This window comes from Agrobacterium sp. K11 (assembly GCF_059429395.1).
Genome location: NZ_JCAHRB010000004.1, coordinates 138,121 through 164,386, shown reverse-complemented (window position 1 = coordinate 164,386; position 26,266 = coordinate 138,121). Strand labels below are relative to the sequence as shown.

The following is a 26,266-nucleotide window of genomic DNA, read 5'->3' as shown; positions in this document are numbered from 1 at the left end:
CATAGGCCATGCTGGTCCAGCTCTCGATTCGTGACATCGTTCTGATTGAAAGGCTCGACCTCGGCTTTGAGGCGGGCCTTTCCGTGTTGACGGGTGAGACGGGCGCGGGCAAATCCATTCTGCTTGACAGCCTGTCGCTGGCCCTCGGGGGCCGCGGCGATGGCGGTCTGGTGCGCCACGGGGAAGAGAAGGGACAGGTCACTGCCACTTTCGAAGTTCCGAACAGCCACCCCACACGGCATCTCCTGCGCGAAAACGGCCTCGATGACGATGGCGACCTGATTTTCCGCCGGGTTCAATCCGCAGACGGACGCACCAAGGCCTATATCAACGATCAGGCCATCAGCGTGCAGATGATGCGTCAGCTGGGGCAGCTACTGGTCGAAATTCACGGCCAGCACGACGACCGCGCCCTTGTCGATACCGATGCCCACCGTACGCTGCTGGATGCTTTTGCCGGGCTGAGCGACGATGCCCGTGCCGTTCAGGGTTTCTACCGCACATGGAAGGACGCCGAGCGGGCATTGAAAACCCATCGCGCCAAGGTTGAGGCTGCTGCCCGAGAGGCGGACTATCTGCGTTCCTCCGTCGAGGAGCTTGAGGTGCTCTCGCCGCGCGACGGCGAGGAGGAGGAGCTTGCCGAACGTCGGGCGGTGATGCAGAAATCCGAACGTATTGCCGGTGATATCGCCGAAGCGAGCGAGTTCCTGAACGGCAACGCCTCGCCAGTGCCCATGATCGCATCCATGATGCGGCGCCTGGAACGCAAGAGCCACGAGGCGCCGGGATTGCTGGAAGACACCGTGCAATTGCTGGATGCCGCGCTCGACAGCCTTTCCAACGCGCAGATGGAAGTGGAGGCCGCACTTCGCCGCACCGAGTTCGATCCACGCGAGCTGGAGCGGGTGGAGGAACGGCTGTTTGCGCTACGCGCCGCCGGACGCAAATATAATGTCGCGGTGCCTGATCTGCCGGCGCTTGCGGAAAAAATGGTCGCGGATCTTGCCGACCTCGATGCGGGCGAAGAAAAGCTCGGCAAACTTGAAGCCAACCTCGGCGTTGTGAAAGCCGAGTTCGACCACGCGGCCAAATCGCTTTCCGAAAAACGCCACAATGCGGCGAACGCGCTTTCCGAAGCTGTCATGGCGGAGCTTCCGGCGCTCAAGCTGGAGCGGGCACGTTTTACCGTCGAAGTCAGCTCCGACCCGGAGCAAGCGACGGCTGACGGTATCGACATCGTGGAATTCCACGTTCAGACCAATCCTGGAACGCGGCCCGGCCCGATCATGAAAGTCGCTTCTGGTGGCGAATTGTCCCGTTTCCTGCTGGCGCTTAAAGTCGCGCTGGCGGATCGTGGTTCGGCACCGACACTGGTGTTCGACGAAATCGACACGGGCGTTGGCGGCGCTGTGGCAGATGCCATTGGCCAGAGGCTGCGTCGTCTGTCGAAAACCGTGCAGGTTCTGTCCGTCACCCACGCGCCCCAGGTGGCCGCGCGGGCGGCCACACATCTTCTCATTTCCAAAGGCCCCTCCGGCGACGGCACCGAGCGCATCGCCACGCGTGTCGCTACCATGGAGCCGAAACATCGCACCGAAGAAATCGCCCGCATGCTTGCCGGTGCCTCGGTGACCGATGAGGCGAGGGCTGCCGCCGCCCGCCTGCTTGCCGCCAAGGATTAACGGCTGACGGCAACCGCCACGCCGGAGCCGATCATGACGCCGCCCGCAGCCCGGTTCACCCTGCGGACGATTCTTGGCTCACGCAGCAGCTTTCTTGCCCGCACAGCCAGAACCACATGAGCGCCGATCACAACCGCCTCCACCACGACGATGACGGATGCCAGCGCCAGAAGGTGATCGACCGTCAGCGAGGCGCCGACAACGTTCGGTAACAATGCCACGTAAAAGAGCGGCATTTTCGGATTTCCGAGATTGAGCGCGGTTCCCGTGGCGAATATCGAAAGAAGGCTATGTCGGCCATTCAAGGATTGCAGATCGGGAACCACAGGTTCCGCTGTCCAGAGTTTTAAGCCCATCCAGATGAGATAGGCCGCGCCGCCATAGCGCAGCACCGCCATCACCGTTCCCATTTCGGCGGCGAGGATCGACAGGCCGAAGGCTGCAAGCGTGAGGAATATCAATATTCCTGCCACGGTTCCGGCCCCATAGGCGAGGCCGGAGGCGGCACCATGGGTGATTGTGCGGGCGACGATCGTCATATTGTCCGGGCCGGGGCTGGCCGCGAACACGAAGAAGGCTGCTGCAAAGGCAATGAGGGTGGTGAGTTCCATGGGGGCTCCGGCTTCCGTTTCATCCGGATGCTCAGAATAGCGGATTCCCGCCTGTTGAAAAGCGAGGATGGTTTTGCGTTTGCCAATAATTCGCTAAAAGCATTGCAGATTCATCCGTGAGGCTTCTTCCATGTCGAAAGACCAGATTCCCGTCGAAAACCTGACCGAGCTTGAGGCCTCTTCCGAGCTGGCATTTCTGGCAGCCGAGCTTTCCCGCCACGATGCGCTTTATCATGGCAAGGACGCGCCGGAAATTTCGGACGCGGACTACGATGCGCTGAAGCGGCGCAACGATGCCATAGAGGCGGCTTTCCCGGCGCTGGTGCGGGCCGACAGCCCTTCGAAGAAAGTCGGCTTCACGCCGCTTCCCACCTTCGCGCCCATCGTGCATGCGCGGCCGATGCTGTCACTCGACAATACGTTTTCTGAAGGTGATCTGCGCGATTTCGTCAGTTCGGTTTATCGCTTCCTCGGGCACCTGCCGGATGATTCGATTGCCTTTACCGCCGAGCCGAAGATCGACGGACTTTCCATGTCCATCCGCTACGAGAACGGCAAGCTGAAGACGGCAGCAACACGTGGCGACGGCACGACGGGCGAGAACGTCACCGCCAATATCAAGACCATCAAGGAAATTCCGAACGAGCTGCCTGCCGATGTACCCGATGTGGTGGAGGTGCGCGGCGAGGTCTATATGGCCAAGAGCGACTTCATGGCGCTCAATGCCCAGATGGAGGCCGATGGCAAGCAGACCTATGTGAACCCGCGCAACACGGCCTCCGGTTCGCTGCGCCAGCTTGACGCCAAGGTGACGGCGAAACGCAAGCTGCGGTTCTTTGCCTATGCGCTTGGCGAGGTTTCCAATGGCGGGCAGCCGACGCGGATTGCCGACACGCAATATGGTATCGTCGAGAAATTCCGGGAATGGGGTTTCCCGGTCAATCCGCTGATGAAGCGATTCACCTCTGCCGAACAATTGCTTGAACATTATAATGAAATCGGCGTCGCGCGACCCGATCTCGATTATGATATCGACGGCGTGGTCTACAAGGTCGACCGGCTTGACCTTCAGGAACGGCTGGGTTTCCGTTCGCGCAGCCCGCGCTGGGCCACCGCACACAAGTTTCCGGCCGAGCAGGCCTTCACCACGGTCGAGAACATTGAAATCCAGGTAGGGCGCACCGGCGCGCTGACACCGGTTGCGCGCCTCACCCCGATTACCGTCGGCGGCGTCGTCGTCACCAATGCGACGCTACACAATGCCGATTACATCGAGGGTATCGGCAATAGCGGCGAGCGCATTCGGCCCGAGGATCATGATATCCGCATTGGCGATACTGTCATCGTGCAGCGTGCAGGCGATGTCATTCCGCAGGTGCTGGATGTGCTTCTGGAGAAGCGCCCGGCTGAGGCGGTGAAATATGCGTTTCCGGAGAAATGTCCTGTGTGCGGCAGCCATGCGGTGCGGGAGCGCAATGAAAAGACCGGCAAGCTCGATTCGGTCACGCGCTGCACCGGCGGTTTCGTCTGCCGGGCGCAGGCGGTCGAGCATCTGAAACATTTCGTCTCACGCAATGCTTTCGATATCGAGGGGTTGGGTACCAAGCAGATCGATTTCTTCTTCGAAAGCGAGGATCCGGCCCTCTCCATCAAGACCGCGCCTGATATTTTCACGCTGAAGGCGCGTCAGGAGGCATCGCATCTTACCAAGCTCGAAAACATAGATGGCTTCGGCAAGGTCAGCGTCAAGAAACTGTTCGATGCCATCGATGCCCGCCGCGAGATCGATCTGCATCGGCTTATCTTCGCTCTCGGCATTCGTCATGTCGGTGAAACCACGGCGAAGCTTCTGGCGCGTTCCTATGGCACCTATGAGCATTTCGAGGAAGCCATGAAGGCGGCAGCCGACCCGGCGAGCGATGCCTGGGCCGAACTCAACAGTATCGATGGCATCGGCGAGGTCGTGGCGCGCGCCATCATCGAATTCTACAAGGAACCGCGCAATCTCGATGTCATCGACCGGCTGATACGGGAGCTGCGGCCGAAGGAGGCCGAGAAGCCCTCGACCGAAGGCAGCCCGGTAGCGGGCAAGACGGTGGTCTTTACAGGGTCTCTGGAAAAATTCACGCGCGACGAGGCCAAGGCCCGTGCGGAAAGTCTGGGCGCCAAGGTGGCCGGTTCCGTATCGAAGAAGACGGATATTCTGGTGGCCGGGCCGGGGGCAGGTTCCAAGCTTGCCAAGGCGGCGGAGCTGGGCGTTCAAACCATGGACGAGGACGAGTGGCTGGCGCTGATCGGTGGCTGAAGCACCGTCATCGCCTCGTTGTTTTGCGCCGCTATGGGTCTCATCCTGAAACGGGGAACGGGACATGGATGACCGCATCGTTATCTCGGCGCAGCAGGTGCGGGCTCTGATCGCGAGCCAGTTTCCGCAATGGGCGGGGCTTGATGTCAGGCCGGTGGAACTGAGCGGCTGGGATAATCGCAGCTTCCGCCTTGGTGATGATATGCTCGTTCGCCTGCCGAGCGCTGGCCGCTATGTGGCACAGGTGGAGAAGGAGCATCGCTGGCTGCCGAAGCTTGCGCCTCTTTTGCCTCTTCCGATCCCAAAGCCATTGGCGATTGGTGAGCCGGGACAAGATTATCCGTTTCCATGGTCCGTTTATGGCTGGCTTGAAGGCGAGCCTCTCGCCCGGCATCTTGGGCATATAGATCTCGCAACAATAGCCGTCGACGTAGCAGCGTTTTTGAAATCCCTGCAGGGCATCGATGCGACGGATGGTCCGCTTGCGGGCGAGCACAATTTCCACCGCGGTGGGTCGCTTGCGGTCTATGACGGCGAGGCGAGGGCGGCGGCGTTGCGCCTCGCCGATGAGGTCGATCAGAGGCTGGCCACGGAAATATGGCAGCTTGCTCTTTCGAGCAGCTGGCAGGGCCAGGGCGGTTGGGTGCATGGCGATATTGCCGAAGGCAATCTGCTGGTGAGAGATGGCCGCCTCTCAGCCGTCATAGACTTCGGCAGTTCCGGCGTCGGAGACCCATCTTCCGATCTCATTCTGGCATGGAACGTGCTCGACGCCGAAAGCCGGAACGTCTTTCGCCTGGCGATGGATCTCGACAATGCCACATGGCAGCGCGGGCGCGGCTGGGCGCTGTGGAAGGCGTTGATCACGCTTGAGGCTCAACGTGGACGTGATGAGAAACTGGCCGAATGGTCACGTCGGACCATTCGGGAAGTGATTGCCGATCATTTGTCCGCCTGAAACATCAGCGCAGACGCGCCATGACGTAGGCATCCACATATTTGCCGTCGCGATAGGCATCGTTGCGCAAGGTGCCCTCGCGTTCGAAACCGAGTTTCTCATAGAGCCGGAGGGCGGCGAGATTGTCGGTGAAGACATTCAGTTCGATGCGACGGATATCATGCCAGTTATCGGCCGCGTCGATGAGTGCCGTCAGAAGCCTTGAACCGACGCCCTTTCCGACGAAATCGTCGTGAACGGACATCGCAAGATCGGCGACATGGTACTGTCTGCCCGCTCTGCGATATAATCCGGCGTTACCAACGAGTTTTCCGTGCCACTCCGCGACGATGACAATGTCGGTAGGGGCTCGGTTTTCTATCGATTTCCTCGTCTTTTCAATCGTCTGGAAAGGCTGCCGAAGGGTGCCGTGCCGGACGCCGGGAAGGTTGAGCATTTCCGTCAAAGCTTCGACGTCTTCAAGCCGGGTGGCGCGAAGGACAACGTCCTTTAGATCAAATGGCTTGTTTGTAATATCCGCTGGTTTCATGTTCATGCCTGTCTCCTTGTGGCGCGTTCGGAGCAGGCGTGACACCCCTGCTCTTATCGGCAGGGGTGGATGTTGATCGCTCAGTGCGCGGACATGCCTTTCCCTGCCGGTTGACCGGTCATCGTCATATGGCGGGTGGTCGTCGTCTTGATAGCGATCATGATGGCGAGAATGCTTTTACGAACTGTCACTGTCAAGCGGGGGCCTTGCGCAGGAAATCTCTTAGTTTTGCCGGCAGCCTGCCGTCAATCGCGGCAAGGCCGGCGGCAATCATCGCCATTCCAGCGAAGTGCTTGATTTCCAGCTGTTCTCCGAGAATGAGCGAACCGAGAAGGATGGCGCTGACGGGAATGAGGAAGGTGACGAGCGCGAGATTGGTAGCGCCGGCAGTTGCAAGGATGCGAAAGAAGATGAGGTAGGCCAAGGCCGTGGACAAGAGCGCGATACCGATGAGTGCGCCCCAGGTGCCGAGGCTCGGCATGGCAAGCGTCCAAGGCTTGTCAATGAGGAGCGCGGCGGGGATCAGCATCAGTGTCGAGGACGATATCTGGCCGGTGGCGGTCATCAGTGGCGGCACGCCCATGGCCTTGAAGCGGCGGCCGAATATGCCCGCGAAAGAATAGGAGATAGCTGCGCCGAGAATGGCAATCTGACCCCAGAGGCCGGAGATCGCACCGCCAAAGGCTGCCGGGCCGATCATCGTCGCCACGCCGGCAAAACCGATGAGAACACCCGCCAGCTTGTTGCCCGTCATCTTCTCGTCGGCTGTGAGGAAATGGGCGACGATGACGGTAAAGAGCGGCGTCGTCGCATTGAGGATCGAGGCCAACCCGCTGGCAATATGGGTCTGGCCCCAGACGATCAGGCAGAAGGGAATGATGTTGTTGAGCAGGCCCATGCCGAAAAAGGCGCGCCATACGGCCCATTGCCGTGGCAGATGAAGGCCCATGATGCGGCAGACGATCAGCAGTGCCGTGGCAGCGAGGCTGACACGCAGCGTGACGATGGTGACCGGCGGCAGTTCCTTGACGGCAATGCCGATGAAAAAGAACGATCCGCCCCACAGCAGCGAGAGCGCCACAAGCATCCCCCATTCGCTGGCATCCATCTGTTTTTGTATTGCCACCTTCGTCTCTCCCACCGCTGGAAAATTGAAATAGTCACAGAGAACGCCACGTTCAGCCACCCGATATCGGTTGAGTTTACCTCAATCAGTCGTCTGGCAATCTTGGTTCCGTCCGCGCCCGTTGCATCTATTTACTCCTCATATTATGTTGTTTTCAAACGATAGTTTCTCGTCGGATAATTGAGCTCAGCTAAACCATGGTTGCAGAACTCCCTTCCTTGAAAGGATTGCAGGCCTTTGAGGCTGCGGCGCGCTACCGCAGTGTCACGCTTGCCTCCAACGAGTTAAACGTCACCCCCGGCGCGGTCAGCCTGCAAATCCGGGAGCTGGAAGCCCGCCTTGGCGTGCAGCTGTTTGTCCGCAAGCCGCGCAGCATCCAGCTGACGAGGGAAGGGGAGCGGTATTACGGTTCCCTTCGCACCGCATTCCGGATGATGCGCGAGGCGACGGCGGAACTGACGGCGCGATCAGAGATTACGGTCTTAACGTTAAGCTGCACGCCAACTTTTGCGGTGCAATGGCTGATGCCGAGATTGCCCGGCTTTCAGCAACAACATCCGCAAGTGGATGTTCGTATCAGCGTGACGAACCGGCTGGTGGATTTCTCAAGGGACGATGTCGATCTGGCCGTGCGTCACGGTTTTGGTCGCTATGAAGGGTTGGAAAGCATCCGATTCATAGACGACAGCACCTTGCCGGTCTGCTCACCACAACTCTTTGAAAAATATGGCCCGCTTCGGGTGGCCGGTGATCTGAAATGCGTGCCGCTTCTGCACGATGAAAACCGCAACGAGTGGCGGCGCTGGCCGGAAACGGCGGGCGCTACAGAGGTCGATGCTTCCGGGGGCACCGTGTTCATCGACAGCAACGGCGCGCTGGATGCGGCCAAGGCCGGGCATGGTGTTGCGCTGACGCGGCGATCGCTTGTTTCCCGCGAACTTGCCGAGGGAGCGCTGATAGCTCCCTTCGGCACGGACATTGCCAGCACGCTTGCCTATTTCCTGGTTTATCCACGGCGCATGCTTGATAATCCCGATCTTGTGAGGCTGCTTGACTGGATGCTTGCGGAAGCGGGATCTACCGAAGCCGGTTCTCTTTGACGCCAATCCGGTCTATGCCGGAATGAAACAACGGGAATCACTCTTGAAAACCATCGCCATCGATTTCGAGACCGCCAATGAGGAACGGGGTAGCGCCTGCTCCATCGGGCTTGCGTGGATAGAAGACGGTGAGATCGTTCGCGTCGAGGAACGGCTCATCCGGCCGAAGGACATGCGGTTCTCGCCCTTCAATATTGCCGTGCACGGTATTCGCCCTGCCGATGTAGAGGATGCGCCGGAATTCCCTGATGTGATGGAGGAATTCATCGACGATTTCCACGGCGCCACGATGATTGCCCACAATGCCGCCTTCGATTTCAGCGTCATGCGGGCTTCCTTCGATAAATACCGGCAGTCCTATCCTGATCTTTCCTATCTGTGCAGCGTCAAGATTGCCCGCCATGTCTGGCCGCAGCTGGCGTCGCACAAGCTGAATGTGATTGCCCATCACCTTCAGTTGCGTTTCGTGCACCATAACGCCGCCGAAGATGCTGTCGTCTGCGCTGCGGCATCGATTGCGGCGGCCAGGGCGTTGCGCGTTGACCATATCCGCGACCTGCCGGAAAAGATCGGCATGGTTGCCGGCCGTCTCACTTCCACGGGCTATCAGCCTTGCAGCATGAAAAAACGTGTTGTCTCGCGGGTTGCGTAACCGTTCCCCACACCTATGTCTGAAGTAGCATAACGGAGAACATGCGATGACGATGAAAACGCTCTCGGGTTTGTTTGCAGGCTTTCTGGTGTTGTTTCCGGTGACGGTTGCGCATTCGGAGGTCGTCGGTAAGGTCGGTGTCGATTGGATCGGCAACGATATCGTCATCGAGGCGATTGCCGATCCCAAGATCAAGGGCGTGACCTGCCATGTCACTTATTTCGATCGTGGCGTCATCGACCGGCTGAAAAATGGCAATTGGTTTGAGGACCCTTCCAACAACGCCATTTCGTGCAGCCAGACGGGACCGGTCGAAATCGGTGATATCGATCTGTCGAAGGGCGGTGAAGAGGTTTTCCGGCAGGGCATGTCGCTGGTGTGGAAGAAGCTGGTCGTCAGTCGCGTTTACGACAAGGCGAATGACACGCTGATCTATCTGGTCCATGCGCGCGAGCTGAAGGATGGCTCGGCCAAGATGGCGATTTCGACGGTACCGCTCTACAACCAGCAGGTGACGTGGGAAAAGGGCAAGCCTTGAGGCTTTGCCCTTGGTACTGCTGACACCATAATTCACCCGCGACGTCATCCTCGGGCCTGTCCCGAGGATTAAATCACGTATCGTAAAATCGATAGGTTGTAGATGCTCGGGACAGGCCCGAGCATGACGGAGGAGAGGTTTCCGACCCTGCCGTGCCCCTCAGGGCAAGCTGTGGAACCTGCGCGTTATATTATCAAAACCTCACCGGCTCTATTAAGCCGCTTCGCGCGCCAGCTCGTCGGCAATCACGGTGTCGAGGTTGAGGAAGCACACCATGCTCTTTTCCAGCGCCACGATGCCGCGGCAGAAGTTGCGCTGTTCTTCGGGAATGATGTCGGGCGCCGGCTGCAGGTCTTCGGAGCGGATGGTCATCATGTCGGAGACTTGTTCTACCAGAAGTCCGACCAGCTTGCCGCCGATATCGGTGACGATGATGGCGGAGCGCTCGGAAGGTTCGGTCATTTTCATGCCGAGGCGGCCTGCCATGTCGATGACGGGGATGACGGCGCCGCGCAGGTTGATGAGGCCGAGAACATAAGGCGGCGTGTGCGGCATCGGGGTAACCGGCGCCCAGCCTCGGATTTCGCGGATCGCCATGATGTCGATGCAGAATTCCTGACCGCCGAGATGGAAGGAAACGATTTCGAGATATGCGCCGGATTGCTTGATGGCGTTGGACATGACGGCAGGTTTCCTCTGGCGGCTCTTAGGCAGGCCCATGCATGATTGAGCTTTATGCGGTGGCCGGAATGGACCGGGAGACATCATGTCGGAACTTAAAAACCGCTATGGCCATATTGCACAGCAAGATTTTAAACTTTCCCTAACAATTGGCGGTGCCGCGCTCGCAAAACCCAGTATTTTGGCGGTTTTCGTGCCGGTGCAAACAGGTTATAACAGACGCATGAACGCACTCGTTGCCAATCCGCTGAAGTTTATTCTTGCAAGCCTTGCGGTAGCGGCCTCGCTTGCCGTCGTGCTTCTTGCCTTTGATGGCTGGGTGCGACACGGCACGGATATTTTCCTCTCCGCCGTGCAAAGCGGCATCGCCTGGTGTCTGTAATCTGCCGTCCCGTCCCGGCTTTGTGACAAATCAGCGCGGTTTACGCAAATACGCCCAGTTGATTTGCCGTCGCCACCGCTGTTCGTTATCAGACGATGGAGGCCCACGTCATGCGGCCGGCCTTCGGGGGTAGGATTAGGACAATGAGAAATATTCGCATCGTATTGTGGGCCGTGGTGGTCGTTCTTGTCGGCGTCGTCAGCTGGTTGACGCTCGAAATGACGAAGACCCGTGAGGAAATGGTGGAAACGGCCTATGGCGTGCCGTTCGAACTCACGGCGCAGAACGGTCAGCCGATCACCGAAAAGGCGTTTCAGGGCAAGCCCACAGCGCTCTTTTTCGGTTTCACCCATTGCCCGGAAGTCTGCCCAACGACGTTGTTCGAGCTGAACGGCTGGATGGAGAAGGTAGACCCAGCCGGCGACAAGCTGCAGGCCTATTTCGTATCCGTAGACCCCGAGCGCGATACGCCTGAGCTCATGCAGCAATATGTCTCCAACGTCTCGAAACGGATCACCGGCATCACCGGTCCGGCCGACAAGATTGCCGAAACGCTGAAAGGCTATCGCATCTATGCCAAGAAGGTGCCGGTCGATGACAAGGATCCGAATGGTGACTACACCATGGATCACACGGCTTCCGTCATCCTGCTTGACGCCAATGGTCGTTTTTCCGGCACCATCGCCTATGGCGAGAACCCCGATGTTGCCGAGCAGAAGCTCCAGAATCTGCTGAAGGGGTGAACGAGACGGCATAATTGTGCCTGGCTTATTGGACTGGCGGAGGTTTTGTGGCAAATGCAAGCCTTAAGAACCTTAGCTAGAGAAAGCAGCCTGCCGTGAGCGAAATCCGACTTTACGTCACCACGACCGAAATCAAGGCCGGTGAAATCCTCGATCTCATGTCGGACTATTTCGGCGAGGAGGATGTCGCGATCGCCACCACCGAGGTGGATGAGAAACGCGACATCTGGGAAGCTTCGGTTTACCTGATGGCCGAGCATGAAGACGAATTCCGCGAGCGCATCGACACCTTGCTGGCTCCCGCCTTTCCCGGCCTCGCCATCGAAAAGGAGATCGTTCCCGACATCGACTGGATCGCCAAGTCGCTCGAGGGGCTGAAACCGGTACGGGCAGGGCGCTTCATCGTTCACGGCGCGCATGATCGCGATAAGATCAAGCCCAACGATCTGGCCATCGAGATCGAGGCCGGTCAGGCTTTCGGCACCGGCCATCATGGCACGACAGCGGGCTGCCTTGAGATGATCGAGGATGTTCTGCGGGCGCGGACCGTGCGCAATGCGCTCGATCTCGGCACCGGCAGCGGTGTATTGGCAATTGCCGTGCGCAAGATGCGCCATATTCCGGTACTCGCAACGGACATTGACCCCATCGCGGTGCGCGTGGCCAGAGAGAATGTGCGGCTGAACGGCATCGTCTCCGGGCTGGCACTTGAAACCGCTCCGGGTTTCCACTCCGACGCTTTCCGCAAATACGGCCCGTTCGATCTCATCATCGCCAATATTCTGGCGCGGCCGCTCATCAAGATGGCGCCGCAGCTTGTCACGCATCTGGCGCCCGGCGGCACCGTCATCCTGTCGGGAATTCTCGCATCGCAGCGCTGGAAGGTGCTTGCGGCCTATAATGGCGCGCGGCTCTCCCACGTCCGCACCATCTGGCGCAATGGCTGGGTCACGCTGCATCTGCGCAAGGACTGACGCTTTAGCAGCATCCGTTTCCGGACAAAGAAAAGGCGGCGCTTTCGCGCCGCCTGAAAACCCGCGAGCATATTGGAGGAGAATCGCTCAAGCGGGTCGACGTATTCCTGTTCCTGCGCGGTGGAGGGAGGATCGCCGCGCCCGAAGTGATCAGAATACGTAGCTGGACTTTGCGGTGCGGCGAAGTTCGGCGCGGTTCATGCCGAGCGCTTCGAGCGACTTGTCGTCGAGGTTGAGCAGGGCTGCGTTGACATGACGGCTGACCTGACGCTCGCGTGCTTCAATGACGCGATCGAAAGCGGTGCGGAGGAAAGATTTTGCCATTGCTTCAAATCCTTGTTTGCCAGGAGAGTGTGTCTCTCGCTGTGTTGGCTTGAAGATAAGCGATGTGTTTTTGTTTGGTTAGGGGTCTTGCTTCAAGGTAGATATGCGTTTTTCGCATGTCTGCGGCTTTTCAATATTACTTATTTTGGGAAAATTGCTCAATTTAGCGGCGTCTTGTCTCAGCCTTTGGGGTAAATGGCAGCGCGCGTGCCTGTCGTAATGGTTGATGGCACATATGGCTTGAAACCGGGTTTGCCGGCATGGCATTGTCGTTGCGCGCCAATGATTTGACGGCGTTACCGACCGCTTTCCTCATGACAGTTCCCGAAAGATGCCCATGTTCCAGACCTTCGAAAACAAATCCGCGCCGCAATTCGGCAAGGCCCGCGTCGAGGCGCTGCGTGCCAGTTTCGACGCCCTTGGTATCGATGGTTTCCTGGTGCCGCGTGCCGATGAATATCAGGGCGAATATGTACCTGAATCATCTGAGCGTCTGTCATGGCTGACCGGATTTACCGGCTCTGCCGGCATTGCGCTGGTAACGCGCGCAGAGGCGGTGGTGTTTGTCGATGGTCGCTATACCACGCAGTTGAAGTCGCAGGTCGATCAATCGGTGTTCAGCGGTGGTGATCTGGTCGGTGCCCCGCCTTCCGTCTGGTTGTCGGAGCACGGGGCTGCGGGCTTTCGGCTCGGGATCGATCCATGGCTGCATACCGGCGCTGAATTGAAGCGGCTGGAAAAGGCGCTTGCGGGGAAGGGCGGTTCCGTCGTCCTGCTCGAAAACAACCCGCTCGATGCGCTGTGGCGCGACCGCCCGTCAGAACCGTTGGAGCCCGTCGTCATTCAGCCGGAAGCCTTCACCGGCAAGCTGGCGAAGGAAAAGATCGCCTCGCTGGCAGAGACGGTGTCGGCAAAGGGAGCCGATGCCCTGCTGGTGACAGATCCGTCTTCCATTGCCTGGATTTTCAATATTCGCGGCAACGATGTGCCGCACACGCCGCATCCGCTTGCCCGCGCCATCATCTATGCGGATGGCAAGGCTGATATTTTTCTCGACAAACGCAAGACCGGTATCGAGGCCGAGGCCTATCTGGCACAGCTGGCGACGCAATTGCCGCCATCGAATATCGCCGATCGTCTGCACGCCATTGCCAGCGCCAAGGGCCGCGTTATGGTGGACGCCGATCTGACGCCTGTGGCGCTGACAGGGGCGATTACGGCGGCGGGTGGCGCCTTGATCGAGGAGGCCGATCCCGTCCGCTTGCCGCGCGCGTGCAAGAACGCGGCGGAGCTTGCCGGCTCGGCAGCGGCACATGTGCAGGACGGCGCGGCTATGGTTGAATATCTGTGCTGGCTGGATCGTCAGCAACCGGGCAGCGTTACCGAAATCGCGGCCGTGAAGGCGCTGGAGGCTGCGCGCGCCAAGGTGGGGCAGTCTCTCCAGAATCCTCTGAAGGACGTGTCTTTCGATACGATTTCGGGCGCGGGCGAACATGCCGCCATCATCCATTATCGCGTCACCACCGATACGGACCGGACACTTGGCGATGGTGAGATGTTCCTCGTCGATTCCGGCGCGCAATATGTCAACGGCACCACTGACATCACCCGCACCGTGGCAATCGGCAATGTCCCGGAAGATCAGCGGCGTTTCTTCACGCTGGTGCTGAAGGGCGTGATCGCCATCAGCGACGCACGGTTTCCCAAGGGAACGCGTGGTTGCGATCTCGATCCCCTGGCGCGTATCGCGCTGTGGAAGGCCGGTGCGGATTATGCTCATGGCACCGGCCACGGCGTCGGCTCCTATCTTTCGGTGCATGAGGGGCCGCAGCGTATTTCTCGGCTTTCGACGCAGGAACTTCTGCCGGGCATGATTCTGTCGAATGAGCCCGGTTATTACCGCCCCGGCGCTTTTGGCATCCGCATCGAAAACCTGATCTATGTGCGCGAGGCGGCGGAAGTCGCGGGCGGAGATCAGCCGATGTTATCCTTCGAGACCCTGACCTGGTGCCCTATCGATCGCAGGCTGGTCGTCACGGCACTTTTGACCGACGACGAACTGGACTGGCTGAATGCCTATCACGCCGGCGTTCTGGAAAAGCTCTCGCCTTTGATCGCGGATGAAGAGGTGAAGGCGTGGCTTGTTGCCGCCACGCAGCCTCTGGAGCGGAGCGCTTAAAGGATAGAAAAGTGCCTGATGGCGACGACGATGGCCCAGCCAATGGCCAGCATCGTCAGGCCGGGGAAACGCAGGCAGACCAGAAGAGCGGCCACCATGGCGATCTTCACTTCGTATCCGCCTTCAAAAAAGGCGGGTGCGACAAGGGTCGTCAAAACCGCTACGGGAACGGCGTTCAATCCCGCCTCCATGCGCGGCGGGATGGATTTCATCCGCGTCATCAGAACATAACCGCCGATGCGGGTAAGATAGGTGGCGACGGTGGCGAGCGCGATCAGGATCAGCGTGTCGGCGTGCAGCAGATCGCTCATGGCGTTTCCACCTTGCTTCTAGAATTGGCCTCGCCGGTTGGTTTCGGCGGATAGACGACTGCGACGAGAATGCCGGCAAGCGCGCCGAGGCTGACATGCCAGGGCGAGCCGACGATGTGATAGGCAACGGTTGCGCCAAGAGCGCTTGCCAGCATCACCGGGTAAAAATTCTCCCGCTGGCGGAAGCTCAAAACCATGCCCATGAAATAGATCGGCAACAGCACATCAAGGCCGATGGCTTTCGGGTCGCCGACGAGATTGCCGAGCGATGCGCCGACAATGGTCATCACCAGCCACAGAATATAGATCGGCGTGGCGAAGCCCATGTACCAGGCAAAACCGACCACGCCAGTGTTTTCGTATTTCCTGACCGACTCGGCGAATTGTGGATCCACCAGTACGAAGAACCCGATGGCCTTTTGCAGGAAAGTCCAGTTGGTGATCATTCTGGCAATGGCGGCCGAATAGAGAATATGGCGAAAATTGACGGCAAAGACCGATAGAACGATCAGCCAGGGGGCTACTTTCTGGCCGAATAATTCGATGCCGACCAGCTGGCTGGCACCGGCATAGACGGTGCCGCTCATGATCGTCGCTTCGGCGACGCTCAGCCCGTTATCGACCGCGACCGCGCCGAACAGCGCGCCGAAGGGAGCGGCGGAAAGGGCGATCGGAAAGCCGCTTTTGAGGCCTTCGCGGAAATCTGCATTGGACATTGTTCAGGAACTCCTTGCCCGCCGCTCTATCGCCGTCCCGGCCGGCTGGCAAACAAATTGCATGAATGGATCGATTGATTCCCTTGAAGCTTCCGTTACGGTAACGCCGATACGCGACGTCGGACGGAAGGCCTCACCCGGTTTTTGCTCCCCGCCCAAACGATTGAATAATGGAGGATCAATGCTGGAGAAGCAGGACAGGGCAGTGCTGGCCACGCGTGTTCGGGAGTATCTGGCCCGGGAGACCGAAACCGAGATCGGCTTGCTGCAGGCGGAAATCTTCGTCGACTTTCTGGCCGAAGAAGTCGGATATGTCTTTTACAATCAGGGGCTCAAGGATGCGCATGCCGCGATCCTGCGGCGCCTGGAGGATGCGGCAGGCGATATCGACGTGCTGGAGAAGCCGAGGCTGCGATGACCGGCCCTCAGTCGCGCAAAATGTCGCGGCTTTTGAGGATGGTGGCGCCTTTTTCCCGCATGGCCGCAATCGACGCCTGTATACCTTGGGGATCGATGCCGCGGCTGGCATCCTCGATGAAACGGACCTTGACGCCAGGCAGCATGTCGAGGGCATCGAGCACCGAGAAACTGACGCAATAATCGGTGGCGAGCCCGCATATGTCGAGCTGGGTTACGCCTTGGCGCGTCAGATAATCGGCAAGACCTGTCGTTGCCCCCTGATCATTGTCACGAAAGGCGGAATAGCTGTCGACGGCGGGATTTTCGCCTTTCTGCTGGATATAGTCGAAAGCCTCCGTCTTGAGGTCGGGATGGAATTCCGCATCCGGCGTGCCCTGCACGCAATGGTCCGGCCACATCATCTGCGGTTTGCCGGAGAGTTCACCCATATCGAACGGCTTCTTGCCGACATGCTGCGAGGCAAAGCTGCCGTGATTTTCCGGGTGCCAATCCTGCGAGGCGACGATCAGATCGTAACCGCCATTGTCGATCAGGGCATTGGCGACGGGCACGATTCGGTCGCCATCGGCGACAGCCAGATTGCCGCCCGGACAAAAGCCGTTCTGGATATCGATGAGCAGCAGCGCCTTCATGATTTGCCTCCCTTATTTCCGGCAGGATGCCAAGCCGGCAGCAACGGATCAAGTGCCCTTACCAGCTTTGTATGTGCTTGACGGCTGATGGCATAGATTTGCTCCGTCGCAGTCCTGCCGCATTTACAGCAAATTTCCGGCAAAGTCGGAATTTACCTGACGATGTGGCGACGTAAACTTTAAAGGCCGATGACGCCCTGCGGGGGTATTTTCCGGGAAAAGGCGATGCAGATGTATGGCCAGCCCGCGCAAGTCATTGTTTTGCCTTCGCCCGATAATGCGCAGACCTTAACGAATTATTTTTGCAGGGACTCGTAAACACTTTGGTTACCATAATTCGTCATGCTTCGAACCAGTCAGTTCCGAAATCGGCCGGGTGTCCACCCGCTGTTCGGATGCCCCAAAATCCCTCCGGCTTTGCCCGGGTGTGCGTGAACGGTTCGAGTAACGAGTATCATGGCGTATTCTGCTGCGGCTTATAATGGCGCCGGTCTTGCCGGTTCGTCTTGCCTCAAGAGAGGCAAATCCTTTTCTCTTGGCCGAATGTCCGCTCTGCTTGGCGGTGGTGCCTTTGCCGGTCTGTTCGCCTTCGCTGCCTTCGCCTCGCTTCACACGATGGCGGCCGCATCGCATGGTGTCGGGCATTTTGAGAAGACGCTGGTGGCGAGGCTGGAGTCTGGCGAGGCTGCGATTTCCGGCGCAGCCGCACGCGATATTCACGTCCGCAAATTTTCCCGTCTGAGCGACCACAGCCATGGCCCGCAGAAGGCGGTTCGCCTTGCCGGCATCATGCCCGAAATCGGCGAGAAGGAGTTCCGCGAGCGTTTTGGCGCGGCTGCGAACGCGAAGGGGCAGGCGACAGTCAAGGAACTTGCAGCGCTGCGGCCCTCCGCCATCGTCGATTCGGCGCTTGGACGCACCACAGAGGTCGCCTATCAGAGCGCCGCATCGCAACATCCGGCATTTGAAGTGGCATTAGGGCGCCCGCAGATCGAGGAAGAGGCGAGCAGCCTGCTTCCGGACGACGTCCCTTTGCCAAGCTTCCGGCCCGAGGTTGCGGCTGCCGAAACGGTGGAGCCATCACCCCGCCCCGCCGTTCTAGCGAAGACCGATGAACACCCGGCAGCCGTTGCTTCCGCACCTGCTTTCGATGCGCCGGTGCCTGCGCGTGCACCCCAGCAGCCGCGGCAGGGCACGGCCGGCATGCTCGCCTTTGCAAAACCTGATAATCCGGTGCGCGAGCCGAGCAAGATGGATGCGGTTCCGTGGCCGGATCGCGGCAACGGCACGGCGATCTACGATATTTCCTCCGGCCTGGTTCATATGCCGAACGGCGAAAAGCTCGAGGCACATTCGGGCATCGGCAAGATGCGCGACAACCCGGACTATGTTCATGTGAGAATGCGCGGCTCGACGCCGCCCTCCAGCTATCGTCTGACGATGCGCGAGGCGCGGTTCCATGGCGTCGAAGCAATCCGTCTGACGCCGGAAAATGGCGTCAATCCGCATGGCCGCGACGGTCTTCTCGCCCACACCTACATGCTGGCGAAACGCGGTGAATCGAATGGCTGCGTTGTGTTCCGGGATTACTCCCGGTTCCTTGCGGCCTTCAAACGTGGCGAAGTCAAACGCATGGTCGTGGTGCCGAAGCTGAATGGTGGTCGCCCGACGCTCGCAAGCAGCGGTGGCAAGAGTGGCGGCAAGACCCTGCTCAGCATGTTCTCACGCGATAGCGATACCTGATTTACGCTTTCCCGGACGTAAAACCGCTGCACATTTTTACTGGAGAAATGCCCTAGCGGCCGCGTCGCTGGGTCAGCACCATGCCGGCGAGAATCAGCAGAATGCCGAGTGCGCTCGCCCAGAGTTTCGGCGGCTGATCGCTGAAAAAGTCGAGCACGACGCTTGAGACCATCTGGCCGCTGATGACGAGAAGTGCGGTATTGACCGCGCCGATGCGGGGGATGAGCCAGCTTCCCGAAGCGATGAAGACAACACCGATGGGGCCACCGATGAAGGCAAGCCACGGCGCGTCGGCCGCGCCCGGCGGAATGAGGCCGCCGACGATGAGGCCGATGACGGTCAATACCCCGAAACCGACGATATGGTTCCAGAACGAGGCAATCAGCGGTGAGTTCGACAGGCTGAGGCGGCCGTTGACCTGACGGCTCAGTGCCACGAAGACGCCGCCGGTAAACGCCATGGCTATCCAGACGATCATGCCGTTCTCCCGACAAGGATAATAAGTGCGCTGCCACAGAGAATCAGCGCCACCGCCGCCATGTCACGCAAATCCGGCCGCCGTTTGGGCAGGCCAAACAGGCCGAAGAAATCGGCCAGAAGGCTGAAGATCACCTGTCCGCCCAACCCGAGCGCGATGGTGCCGGAGAGGGCAAGCGGCGAATTGACGGCGGTGGAGGTGAGGATGACGATGGCCGCACCAATCACCCCACCGCAATAGGCCCAGAGCGGCGCCTTCGGTTTGGCCAGCGCACCCGCCTCCGTCTTCGGGCGCATGATCGCGAGATAGATCAGCGCCGCCACCGTGCCGGTGCCGTGTGCAGTCCAGGAGGAGAAAAGTGCGTTTCCGTAATGCGCAAGCTGGCCGTTGAAATGCACCATCAATGTCAGAAGACAGCCGCTTGCGAAGGCGGCGGCAAGGTGCAACGGGTTCAGGCGGGGATGGGTCGTTTCTGTCATGGCCAGCCAAAATATGATTATTCAGCGAAGCGTTACAACATCGGCACCTGAATCGAAATCGATTTGTCAGTTGTTTCCAGAAACATGTGCAACCAGCGCACTCCATCTTCTCACTTAGCGCAGTCTGACATAACATCCGCGAAAAAATCGGCGATCAGCGTGGATACGCCCTTCGGGTTTTCCCAATGCGGATTGTGGCCATGCCCATCGAGCGTAACGGTTTGAGCCTCGGGAAAGGCGGCGGCCAATTTTCGACGATGCGACGCGCCGAAAAGGGGGTCTTCGAAACCGGCGAGGCATAGTACCGGTTTTTTTATTCTGGACGCGCTGTGATGCAGGTTTGTATCCGCAAAGCGCTCAACGACGCCATGCCAGATGGCGGCCGGCATGTTGGCGGCATCCTGTTTCATTTTCGACAAAAAATCATCGTCGACTGGCTGACTGCACGAATACCAGCCGCGCAGAAAGCCGCTATTGGGTCCGATCGGGTCCCGAAGTGCGAGAATATCTCTGGTCAACTGGCTTTCCGCGCCAAAATCCGGCTCAAGCGTTGCCGAGATGAGGGCAAGAGCCCGGATCGTGTCGCCTCGCCGGGCGGCAAGTTCGATAGTGGTCATCGCACCCATGGAGTGGCCGAGCAGAAACAGCCGTGAAATACCCAGGAGCGTTAGAAACCGATCGACCGTTTCGGCGAAATCAGCGACATGCAGGCTCTGTCCTGCCGAGGAAACACCGTGTCCGGGCAGGTCAGGGACGATGAGCCTGTATTCGCTGAAAAAAGGCTCAAGCATGGAGAAGCTGCGGCTGGTGTCCGAAAAACCATGCAGCATCAGCAGGACTGGGCCCGGACCGCCGGTGTCGATGAAAGCCAGCTGGCGACCGCGGGGCAATTCTACATATTGCTTCCGCTTCTCCCAATCATCCTGCAATATTGCTGTCACAGGCCGATCCCCGCCTTTACGGCAGTGAGACCATCCTGCTCGTCGAACGTCGATACGCCCTTCAGCCAGGCGTCCAGTCTTTGCGGCTCATCCTTGATCGCCTGCCTTGCCGCGTCTTCCGGGGACATTCCACCGTTCATGATATAGTCCATGCCCTTGTTCTCGTACTCCACGTCGAATGCGAGATTGTCGAGCAGCTTCGCCACATTCGGGCATTCCTGCAGGTAGCCTTTGCGTACCTGCGTATCGACTGTTGCAGCGCCGAAGTCGGGCCCGTAAAATTTATCGCCGCCCGTCAGGTACTTGATGTCGAATTTGCTGTTCATCGGGTGCGGCGCCCACCCCTGGAAAACAATGAAGGACTTGTTGCGGGCGAAACGGGTTACCTGCGAAAGCATGCCCTGTTCGCTGGACTCGACCACTTCCCAATTGTGCAGTCCCAGTGCCGGATCGTTGACGGCATCCAGCATCAACTGGTTGGAGCCCGGTTCGATGCCGTAGAGCTTGCTGTCGAACTTGTCCGCGAATTTTTGCAGGTCGGAGAAATCCCTGACACCGGCATCCCAGACATAGGTCGGAACCGCGAAAGTGTATTTGGCGCCTACAAGATTGGTTCGGACTTTTTCGACCGATCCGTCTTCCTTGTAAGGCTTGTAGTAGTTCACCATTGCCGGGTTCCAATAGCCCAGAAAGACGTCGAGATCCTTGCTCTTCAGGCTCGTGTAGATGACGTCGATCCCGAGTAGCTGGCTTTGCGGCTCATATCCCAGTGATTTCAACAGCGACATGGCGATGCCGGTGGTGAAAGCAAGATCGTTCCAGCCCGGCTCGGCCAGTCGCACAACCTTGCAAGTTTCAGCATCCGATGCGAGCGCGGAATTGCCGACGGTCGTCAAAACCATCGCGGCCGAAAAAACACCTGCCCATTTTTTCATTGTTCCACCTTTTTTGTCTATTGGGTCATTATACTGACCGGTGGGACAATAATTGATCTTCGCGGAAAATTTGTCAATATTGCTCACGCAAGGAGACAAAGATGCGACTGACCAAGATAAGCGATATTCGCCGGGCGGAGCTGAGGCGGGCTGCATTCGAAGTTCTTCAGCGTGAGGGAATGGCGGGTGCCACGCTTGAAAGGGTGGCGGCGCAGGCAGGCGCCTCAAAAGGCATCGTGCTGCATTATTTCGCCAACAAGCAGGAACTGTTCGAGCACGCGATGCGTGAAGCCAATGTGAAGCTGAAGGAGGCCGTGGTGGCGCGCCTCAATCGGGCGGTCAGTCCGCGTGAACGGCTCGATGCGATTATCGAGGCGAATTTCGACGAGAGCTTCTTTCAGCCCTCGATCTGCCACGCCTGGCTGTCGCTTTGCGCCGAGGTTCCGCGCGAGCCGCAGCTCGCCAGGATTCAGAAGGTGATCCATGCGCGGATGCGCTCCAATCTTTTGTCGGCTTTGGCGCATCTCGTGCCGAGGCAAGACTGCGCAACTGTCGCGCTCGGGATCACTTCGCTTATCGACGGCCTCTGGTTGCGCTCAGGATTGCAGTCCGGTGGTTTGACGCGCGAGGAGGCAATGGAGCAAATGCGGGATTACCTGTCTCACAGGTTACCGCACGCAAAAGCTGGCAATCCGTAGGGAACCAGTACGCGCGCTTCGCATTATTCCACCATGAAGAAAACGACGCGCAAACCCTTGAACCGGATGACGATTTTCGTCATTTCGATTTTCACTCTCGCAGCTGTGATCGCCGCGGTCTATCTGGTTGGGTTCACGCCCGGCGAAGTGTAGGCCAGCGCAGTCAATTGCCGGTGGGAACGGTCTTGCCCTTGCCGCGCTCCAGCGCAACGGTCAGCTTGGCAACGCCAAAGCGGAGGCTGCGCATGAGGAAACGGCTGGTTTCCAGAAAAGTGCGGTAGGGCAGTACGGTGAAGTAGCGCCAGCGGGGCAGACGGTATATCCGCAGATTGTTCTGGATCTGGCTTTCCCCGTCCGCATCCTGCGTGGCGCAGAGTGGGTAGATGAAGGCTGCCTTCAGGCCAGCGAGGTATTCCAGGTCGAAGGCAATATCGTAGGCAAGCCGCATGGGGATCAGCTTCGAGATCCATTTGCCGGCGCGGCGGTTGACGAGATATGCGCCCGAACCCTTTTCCCGCGTCAACGCAATTGCGAGTGAGCGTCCGCCAACGAGCTTGCGGAACGGAAACTTGCGACCGTTGCTGACCGTGGTCAGCCGAAGCAGATCCCAGTCGCTCCCGTTCACTATCGCCTCGTCGATTGCTTCCAGGAAATCCTTTTCGAAGACGACATCGTCTTCAAGAATGAGCGCGATATCGGCATCGCTGCCCATGAACCTGTTGGCACAGGCGACATGGCTGAGATAGCAGCCGATTTCCGGCGGCGAGGTGCGGCGGCCATGCATGAGCATGTAGGAAAGCTCGCTGAATTCCGGGATAGGATAATTCAGTTCGCGGCCATTGACGCCCTGGACCCGCTCTGCCTTCAGCCCGATGGCGTCGAGGCGTGCGTTCATGTCCTCGAGGCGCTTGGTGGCGCTGTCCATATTGATCAGGAAAACGGCAAGCTTGCGCCCGCTTTTCGGTAAAATATGCAAAGCAGTCCTCGCCCGGTTTCTGCACCCTGTTGCAACTCCTTTATTGCAACGGCGTGACGCGGGCTACGGAAAAAGCCGCGTTCATGCACTCATAGTTGTCGAATCAAACCTTTTCCACAAATCCATCCAGCACACGCTTTTGTCCGGCGCGGTCAAAATCGATGGTCAATTTGTTACCCTCGATGGCGGAGATGTTGCCATTGCCGAATTTGATATGAAAAACGCGGTCTCCGACCACGAATTTCGACGGTGTGTCGGCAACCGATTTGGCCACCAGTTCGCCGTCGATCGTGCGGGCGCGGGGCCCGCTTTCGCCATAACCAATCCGCTCGACCGCATGGCCGGAGCGTGTGCCCCAGTTATCGCGGGTCGCGTCGGACTTGTTGGCCTGGGCACGTTTCCAGCCGGGGGTGGAGTAGTTGTTGGCGAAGGGCTCCGCCTTGTCGAAACGGGACTGGCCATAACCGCCGCGTCCGCCGTAACCACCGTAATTGCTGTCGGATGCCGCGACATCCACGTGCGCTGGCGGCAGTTCATCGAGAAAACGCGAGGGCAGGGTGGATTGCCACAGACCATGGATACGCCGGTTCGATACGAACCAGATATGGCATAGCTTCTTGGCGCGGGTGATGCCGACATAGGCGAGACGACGTTCTTCCTCCAGACCGGAGCGGCCGCCTTCGTCCAGCGCCCGCTGGTGCGGGAACAGACCTTCTTCCCAACCGGGAAGGAAGACGGTGTCGAATTCCAGCCCCTTGGCGGAATGCAGCGTCATGATGGAGACGGCATCTAGATTTTCGTTCTGCTCGGCATCCATGACGAGCGCGACATGCTCGAGGAAACCGCGCAGGCTCTCGAAGGCCTCCATCGAGCGGATGAGTTCCTTCAGGTTTTCCAGCCGACCGGGTGCTTCCGCCGTCTTGTCGGCCTGCCACATGGCAGTATAGCCGCTTTCGTCCAGGATCTGCTCGGCAAGCGTGGTGTGTTCGGTGTTTTCCAGAAGCCCCTGCCAGCGGCGGAAATCCTGCACCACGTCGAACAGCGCCTTGCGCGCTTTCGGTTTCAGCTCGTCGGTCTCGATGATGTCGGTCGCTGCCGCCAGCATCGGAATGTCGCGGGCGCGGGCGTAATCATGCAGATTGCGGATGGTCGTGTCGCCCAGGCCGCGCTTGGGGGTGTTGACGATGCGCTCGAAGGCCAGATCGTCGGCCGGCTGGCAGACAAGGCGGAAATAGGCCATGGCATCGCGGATTTCGAGACGCTCATAGAAGCGCGGACCGCCGATCACGCGGTAATTGAGGCCAAGCGTGACGAAACGGTCTTCGAACTCGCGCATCTGGAAGGAGGCGCGAACGAGAATGGCCATGTCGTTCAGCTTGTGGTTCTTGCGCTGAAGCTGTTCGATTTCTTCACCGACGGCGCGGGCTTCCTCTTCGGAATCCCAGGCGGCATGCACCACGACCTTCTCATCGTCGGGGCTGCTGCGCTCGGTGAACAGGGTCTTGCCGAGACGCCCTTCATTATGGGCGATCAGATGGCCGGCGGTGCCGAGAATATGCTCGGTGGAGCGGTAGTTGCGCTCCAGCTTGATGACCTTGGCACCGGGAAAATCCTTGTCGAAGCGCAGGATGTTGTCCACTTCGGCGCCGCGCCAGCCATAGATCGACTGGTCGTCGTCGCCGACGCAGCAGACGTTTTGCGGCTCGCCTTTGGGGCGCTGGGCAAGAAGCCTGAGCCACATATATTGCGCCGTATTGGTGTCCTGATACTCGTCCACCAGAATGTAGCGGAATTTCTGGTGGTACTCCTTCAGAATATCGGGATTGCGGCGGAAGATGCTGATGGGGTGCAGCAGAAGATCGCCGAAATCGCAGGCGTTCAGCGTTTTCAGCCGGTTCTGATAGGTCGTGTAAAGTTCGCGGCCCTTGCCATTGGCAAAGGCGCGGGAATCGCCCTCGGGAATATCCGGCGGCGTCAGCCCCTTGTTCTTCCAGCCGTCAATCATTCCGGCGAATTGTTTGGCCGGCCAGCGCTTGTCATCAAGACCTTCGGCCTGGATAAGCTGTTTGATCAGCCGCACCACATCGTCGGTGTCGAGAATGGTGAAATCAGACTTCAGGCCGATGAGTTCGGCATGGCGACGCAAGAGCTTGACACCGATGGAGTGGAAAGTGCCGAGCCAAGGCATGCCCTCAACCGCGCCGCCGACCAGAACGCCAATGCGTTCCTTCATCTCGCGGGCGGCCTTGTTGGTGAAGGTCACGGCCAGAATCTGGCTGGGATAGGCGCGTCCGGTCGCCAGAATATGGGCGATGCGGGTGGTCAGAACGCGGGTCTTGCCGGTGCCGGCGCCCGCAAGCACCAGAACAGCGCCGTCCAGTGTCTCCACGGCCTCGCGCTGCTCCGGGTTGAGGCCGGAAAGATAGTCGGGCGTGGGCCGGGCCTGATCGCGTGCCGCCATGGCGCGCGCGGCAATGCCAAGCCCGCCGGCGTTGCCTGCATCGGCATTGTTCGTCGCCTTGCGAGGCGCCTCAGGTTCTTCGTCGAAGAACGGCATATCGTCAAAACTGTTGCTCATGCGGCCCAATGTAGTGATTCGGGATATAAAGGCTAGAACCGTGTTCTGCTTTTATTCCGGTATCATCCGTCAAAACGCCTATTCCAAGACGTTTTTTCATGTCAGGCCCGCCTGTCGGCATCAAAAGCCGCGTCCACCGGCAATTGCAGCGCCACGGCCAGTTGGTTGGTCTTGGCGGCAAGCGCGATGACCCGCATGAGATCGGCATGCTGTTCGCCCGTCATGCCCTTGGCTTTTGCAGCCGCGGTATGGGAGTGGGCGCAGTAGGAGCAGCCATTGGTGACGGAAACGGCGATATAAAGCATTTCCTTCACCAGCGGATCGAGCGCTGAAGGTGTGGCCATCACCGCCTTGACCTCGGCCCAGGTCTTTTCCAGAAGATCGGGGTCGAAGGCGAGGTAGAGCCACATATTGTTGATGAAATCCGATTTCCGCGTTGTGCGGATATCGTCGAACACAGCCTTGACGCGCGGGTTGGCTTCGGCATTTTCGGCTTTCGTTACGGTGCTCATGCATTCCTCCGGTCATGGCTATTTCAGCTGCAGATTACCGTATTGGCGAATGTTTGCGACAGA

28 protein-coding genes are annotated in these 26,266 nt (G+C 59.0%); 13 read left to right on the top strand and 15 right to left on the bottom strand.

All coding sequences use genetic code 11. From position 1 onward, the window contains the following. Nucleotides 1-8 precede the first annotated feature (8 nt). Nucleotides 9-1,682, top strand: coding sequence for a DNA repair protein RecN (gene recN, locus AC5SEO_RS10520; protein WP_174068524.1), 1,674 nt, complete (start codon nucleotides 9-11; stop codon nucleotides 1,680-1,682). Here the strand turns inward: recN and AC5SEO_RS10515 are convergent. After that, complete coding sequence (locus tag AC5SEO_RS10515; RefSeq protein ID WP_174068523.1) at nucleotides 1,679-2,293, bottom strand: LysE family translocator; 615 nt, start codon at nucleotides 2,291-2,293, stop codon at nucleotides 1,679-1,681. The genes recN and AC5SEO_RS10515 overlap by 4 nt on opposite strands. Nucleotides 2,294-2,423: 130 nt before the next feature. Between AC5SEO_RS10515 and ligA the strand changes: the two genes are divergently transcribed. Further along, nucleotides 2,424-4,598: an NAD-dependent DNA ligase LigA gene (gene ligA, locus AC5SEO_RS10510; RefSeq protein WP_115062176.1), complete on the top strand. Its 2,175-nt coding sequence runs from the start codon at nucleotides 2,424-2,426 to the stop codon at nucleotides 4,596-4,598. A gap of 64 nt (nucleotides 4,599-4,662) precedes the next feature. Further along, entirely contained in the window at nucleotides 4,663-5,556 is an 894-nt protein-coding gene (locus AC5SEO_RS10505) for an aminoglycoside phosphotransferase family protein (RefSeq protein ID WP_174068522.1), read from the top strand. Between the two features lie 4 nt (nucleotides 5,557-5,560). Here the strand turns inward: AC5SEO_RS10505 and AC5SEO_RS10500 are convergent, their stop codons facing one another. Further along, nucleotides 5,561-6,091 (bottom strand): GNAT family N-acetyltransferase, encoded by a 531-nt coding sequence (locus tag AC5SEO_RS10500; protein ID WP_162705163.1) that lies wholly within the window; start codon nucleotides 6,089-6,091, stop codon nucleotides 5,561-5,563. Nucleotides 6,092-6,278: 187 nt separating this feature from the next. Further along, nucleotides 6,279-7,211, bottom strand: coding sequence for a DMT family transporter (locus tag AC5SEO_RS10495; protein WP_025594031.1), 933 nt, complete (start codon nucleotides 7,209-7,211; stop codon nucleotides 6,279-6,281). A gap of 197 nt (nucleotides 7,212-7,408) precedes the next feature. On the opposite strand from AC5SEO_RS10495, the gene gcvA reads away from it, so the two are divergent. Genes gcvA through AC5SEO_RS10480 form a run of 3 tightly spaced genes read left to right on the top strand, consistent with a single transcriptional unit; the run spans nucleotide 7,409 to nucleotide 9,501 of the window. Then, nucleotides 7,409-8,311 (top strand): transcriptional regulator GcvA, encoded by a 903-nt coding sequence (gene gcvA / locus AC5SEO_RS10490; protein WP_174068521.1) that lies wholly within the window; start codon nucleotides 7,409-7,411, stop codon nucleotides 8,309-8,311. Between the two features lie 43 nt (nucleotides 8,312-8,354). Further along, nucleotides 8,355-8,963 (top strand): 3'-5' exonuclease, encoded by a 609-nt coding sequence (locus AC5SEO_RS10485; RefSeq protein WP_013636498.1) that lies wholly within the window; start codon nucleotides 8,355-8,357, stop codon nucleotides 8,961-8,963. Nucleotides 8,964-9,009: 46 nt separating this feature from the next. Continuing rightward, on the top strand, nucleotides 9,010-9,501 hold the full coding sequence (locus AC5SEO_RS10480; protein WP_003513184.1) for a CreA family protein: 492 nt from the start codon (nucleotides 9,010-9,012) through the stop codon (nucleotides 9,499-9,501). A 213-nt stretch (nucleotides 9,502-9,714) separates the two neighbouring features. Here the strand turns inward: AC5SEO_RS10480 and AC5SEO_RS10475 are convergent, their stop codons facing one another. Then, nucleotides 9,715-10,182 (bottom strand): chemotaxis protein CheW, encoded by a 468-nt coding sequence (locus tag AC5SEO_RS10475; RefSeq protein ID WP_003513183.1) that lies wholly within the window; start codon nucleotides 10,180-10,182, stop codon nucleotides 9,715-9,717. A gap of 85 nt (nucleotides 10,183-10,267) precedes the next feature. Here AC5SEO_RS10475 and AC5SEO_RS10470 point away from each other — a divergent pair, with 85 nt between their 5' ends. From AC5SEO_RS10470 to AC5SEO_RS10460, 3 genes are all read left to right on the top strand, one after another. Further along, entirely contained in the window at nucleotides 10,268-10,564 is a 297-nt protein-coding gene (locus AC5SEO_RS10470; protein ID WP_236762109.1) for a hypothetical protein, read from the top strand. A 143-nt stretch (nucleotides 10,565-10,707) separates the two neighbouring features. Continuing rightward, complete coding sequence (sco, locus tag AC5SEO_RS10465) at nucleotides 10,708-11,307, top strand: cytochrome oxidase assembly protein Sco (RefSeq protein WP_003513179.1); 600 nt, start codon at nucleotides 10,708-10,710, stop codon at nucleotides 11,305-11,307. A 95-nt stretch (nucleotides 11,308-11,402) separates the two neighbouring features. Then, a complete protein-coding gene (locus AC5SEO_RS10460) occupies nucleotides 11,403-12,281 on the top strand; it encodes a 50S ribosomal protein L11 methyltransferase (RefSeq protein ID WP_174068520.1) in 879 nt (292 codons plus the stop codon). Between the two features lie 150 nt (nucleotides 12,282-12,431). Here AC5SEO_RS10460 and AC5SEO_RS10455 read toward each other — a convergent pair whose 3' ends face one another. After that, nucleotides 12,432-12,605 carry a hypothetical protein gene (locus tag AC5SEO_RS10455; RefSeq protein ID WP_003513176.1) on the bottom strand — a complete coding sequence of 58 codons (174 nt, stop codon included), beginning with the start codon at nucleotides 12,603-12,605 and terminating at the stop codon, nucleotides 12,432-12,434. A gap of 337 nt (nucleotides 12,606-12,942) precedes the next feature. On the opposite strand from AC5SEO_RS10455, the gene AC5SEO_RS10450 reads away from it, so the two are divergent. After that, nucleotides 12,943-14,784, top strand: coding sequence for an aminopeptidase P family protein (locus tag AC5SEO_RS10450; protein WP_174068519.1), 1,842 nt, complete (start codon nucleotides 12,943-12,945; stop codon nucleotides 14,782-14,784). Here the strand turns inward: AC5SEO_RS10450 and AC5SEO_RS10445 are convergent. After that, entirely contained in the window at nucleotides 14,781-15,095 is a 315-nt protein-coding gene (locus AC5SEO_RS10445) for an AzlD family protein (RefSeq protein WP_003513172.1), read from the bottom strand. The genes AC5SEO_RS10450 and AC5SEO_RS10445 overlap by 4 nt on opposite strands. After that, on the bottom strand, nucleotides 15,092-15,811 hold the full coding sequence (locus tag AC5SEO_RS10440; protein WP_174068518.1) for an AzlC family ABC transporter permease: 720 nt from the start codon (nucleotides 15,809-15,811) through the stop codon (nucleotides 15,092-15,094). The genes AC5SEO_RS10445 and AC5SEO_RS10440 overlap by 4 nt, the downstream gene beginning before the upstream one ends. Nucleotides 15,812-15,992: 181 nt before the next feature. On the opposite strand from AC5SEO_RS10440, the gene AC5SEO_RS10435 reads away from it, so the two are divergent. Then, nucleotides 15,993-16,229 (top strand): DUF2164 domain-containing protein, encoded by a 237-nt coding sequence (locus AC5SEO_RS10435; protein WP_065687191.1) that lies wholly within the window; start codon nucleotides 15,993-15,995, stop codon nucleotides 16,227-16,229. A gap of 7 nt (nucleotides 16,230-16,236) precedes the next feature. Here the strand turns inward: AC5SEO_RS10435 and pncA are convergent, their stop codons facing one another. Beyond that, a complete protein-coding gene (pncA, locus tag AC5SEO_RS10430) occupies nucleotides 16,237-16,863 on the bottom strand; it encodes a bifunctional nicotinamidase/pyrazinamidase (protein ID WP_013636493.1) in 627 nt (208 codons plus the stop codon). Between the two features lie 456 nt (nucleotides 16,864-17,319). Here pncA and AC5SEO_RS10425 point away from each other — a divergent pair, with 456 nt between their 5' ends. Continuing rightward, entirely contained in the window at nucleotides 17,320-18,606 is a 1,287-nt protein-coding gene (locus AC5SEO_RS10425; RefSeq protein ID WP_495363844.1) for a DUF2778 domain-containing protein, read from the top strand. 52 nt (nucleotides 18,607-18,658) lie between these two features. On the opposite strand, the gene AC5SEO_RS10420 is transcribed toward AC5SEO_RS10425, so the two are convergent. The 4 genes from AC5SEO_RS10420 to choX all read right to left on the bottom strand — a co-directional run bounded on the left by AC5SEO_RS10420 (nucleotide 18,659) and on the right by choX (nucleotide 21,439). Continuing rightward, nucleotides 18,659-19,084, bottom strand: a complete 426-nt coding sequence (locus AC5SEO_RS10420) for a DMT family transporter (RefSeq protein ID WP_003513163.1) — start codon at nucleotides 19,082-19,084, stop codon at nucleotides 18,659-18,661. Beyond that, a complete protein-coding gene (locus AC5SEO_RS10415; RefSeq protein ID WP_003513161.1) occupies nucleotides 19,081-19,563 on the bottom strand; it encodes a DMT family transporter in 483 nt (160 codons plus the stop codon). The genes AC5SEO_RS10420 and AC5SEO_RS10415 overlap by 4 nt, the downstream gene beginning before the upstream one ends. 110 nt (nucleotides 19,564-19,673) lie before the next feature. Next, entirely contained in the window at nucleotides 19,674-20,504 is an 831-nt protein-coding gene (locus AC5SEO_RS10410) for an alpha/beta fold hydrolase (RefSeq protein ID WP_038491582.1), read from the bottom strand. After that, nucleotides 20,501-21,439, bottom strand: a complete 939-nt coding sequence (gene choX, locus AC5SEO_RS10405; RefSeq protein ID WP_162736128.1) for a choline ABC transporter substrate-binding protein — start codon at nucleotides 21,437-21,439, stop codon at nucleotides 20,501-20,503. Before choX ends, AC5SEO_RS10410 begins: the two co-directional genes overlap by 4 nt. A gap of 101 nt (nucleotides 21,440-21,540) precedes the next feature. Here choX and betI point away from each other — a divergent pair, with 101 nt between their 5' ends. Beyond that, nucleotides 21,541-22,137, top strand: a complete 597-nt coding sequence (gene betI / locus AC5SEO_RS10400; protein ID WP_003513156.1) for a choline-binding transcriptional repressor BetI — start codon at nucleotides 21,541-21,543, stop codon at nucleotides 22,135-22,137. A gap of 163 nt (nucleotides 22,138-22,300) precedes the next feature. Here the strand turns inward: betI and AC5SEO_RS10395 are convergent, their stop codons facing one another. The 3 genes from AC5SEO_RS10395 to AC5SEO_RS10385 form a co-directional block, all read right to left on the bottom strand. Then, a complete protein-coding gene (locus AC5SEO_RS10395; protein ID WP_174068517.1) occupies nucleotides 22,301-23,113 on the bottom strand; it encodes a glycosyltransferase family 25 protein in 813 nt (270 codons plus the stop codon). A 103-nt stretch (nucleotides 23,114-23,216) separates the two neighbouring features. Next, complete coding sequence (locus tag AC5SEO_RS10390) at nucleotides 23,217-25,691, bottom strand: ATP-dependent helicase (RefSeq protein WP_174068516.1); 2,475 nt, start codon at nucleotides 25,689-25,691, stop codon at nucleotides 23,217-23,219. A gap of 101 nt (nucleotides 25,692-25,792) precedes the next feature. After that, entirely contained in the window at nucleotides 25,793-26,203 is a 411-nt protein-coding gene (locus AC5SEO_RS10385) for a carboxymuconolactone decarboxylase family protein (RefSeq protein ID WP_112290531.1), read from the bottom strand. Nucleotides 26,204-26,266: the final 63 nt, after the last annotated feature.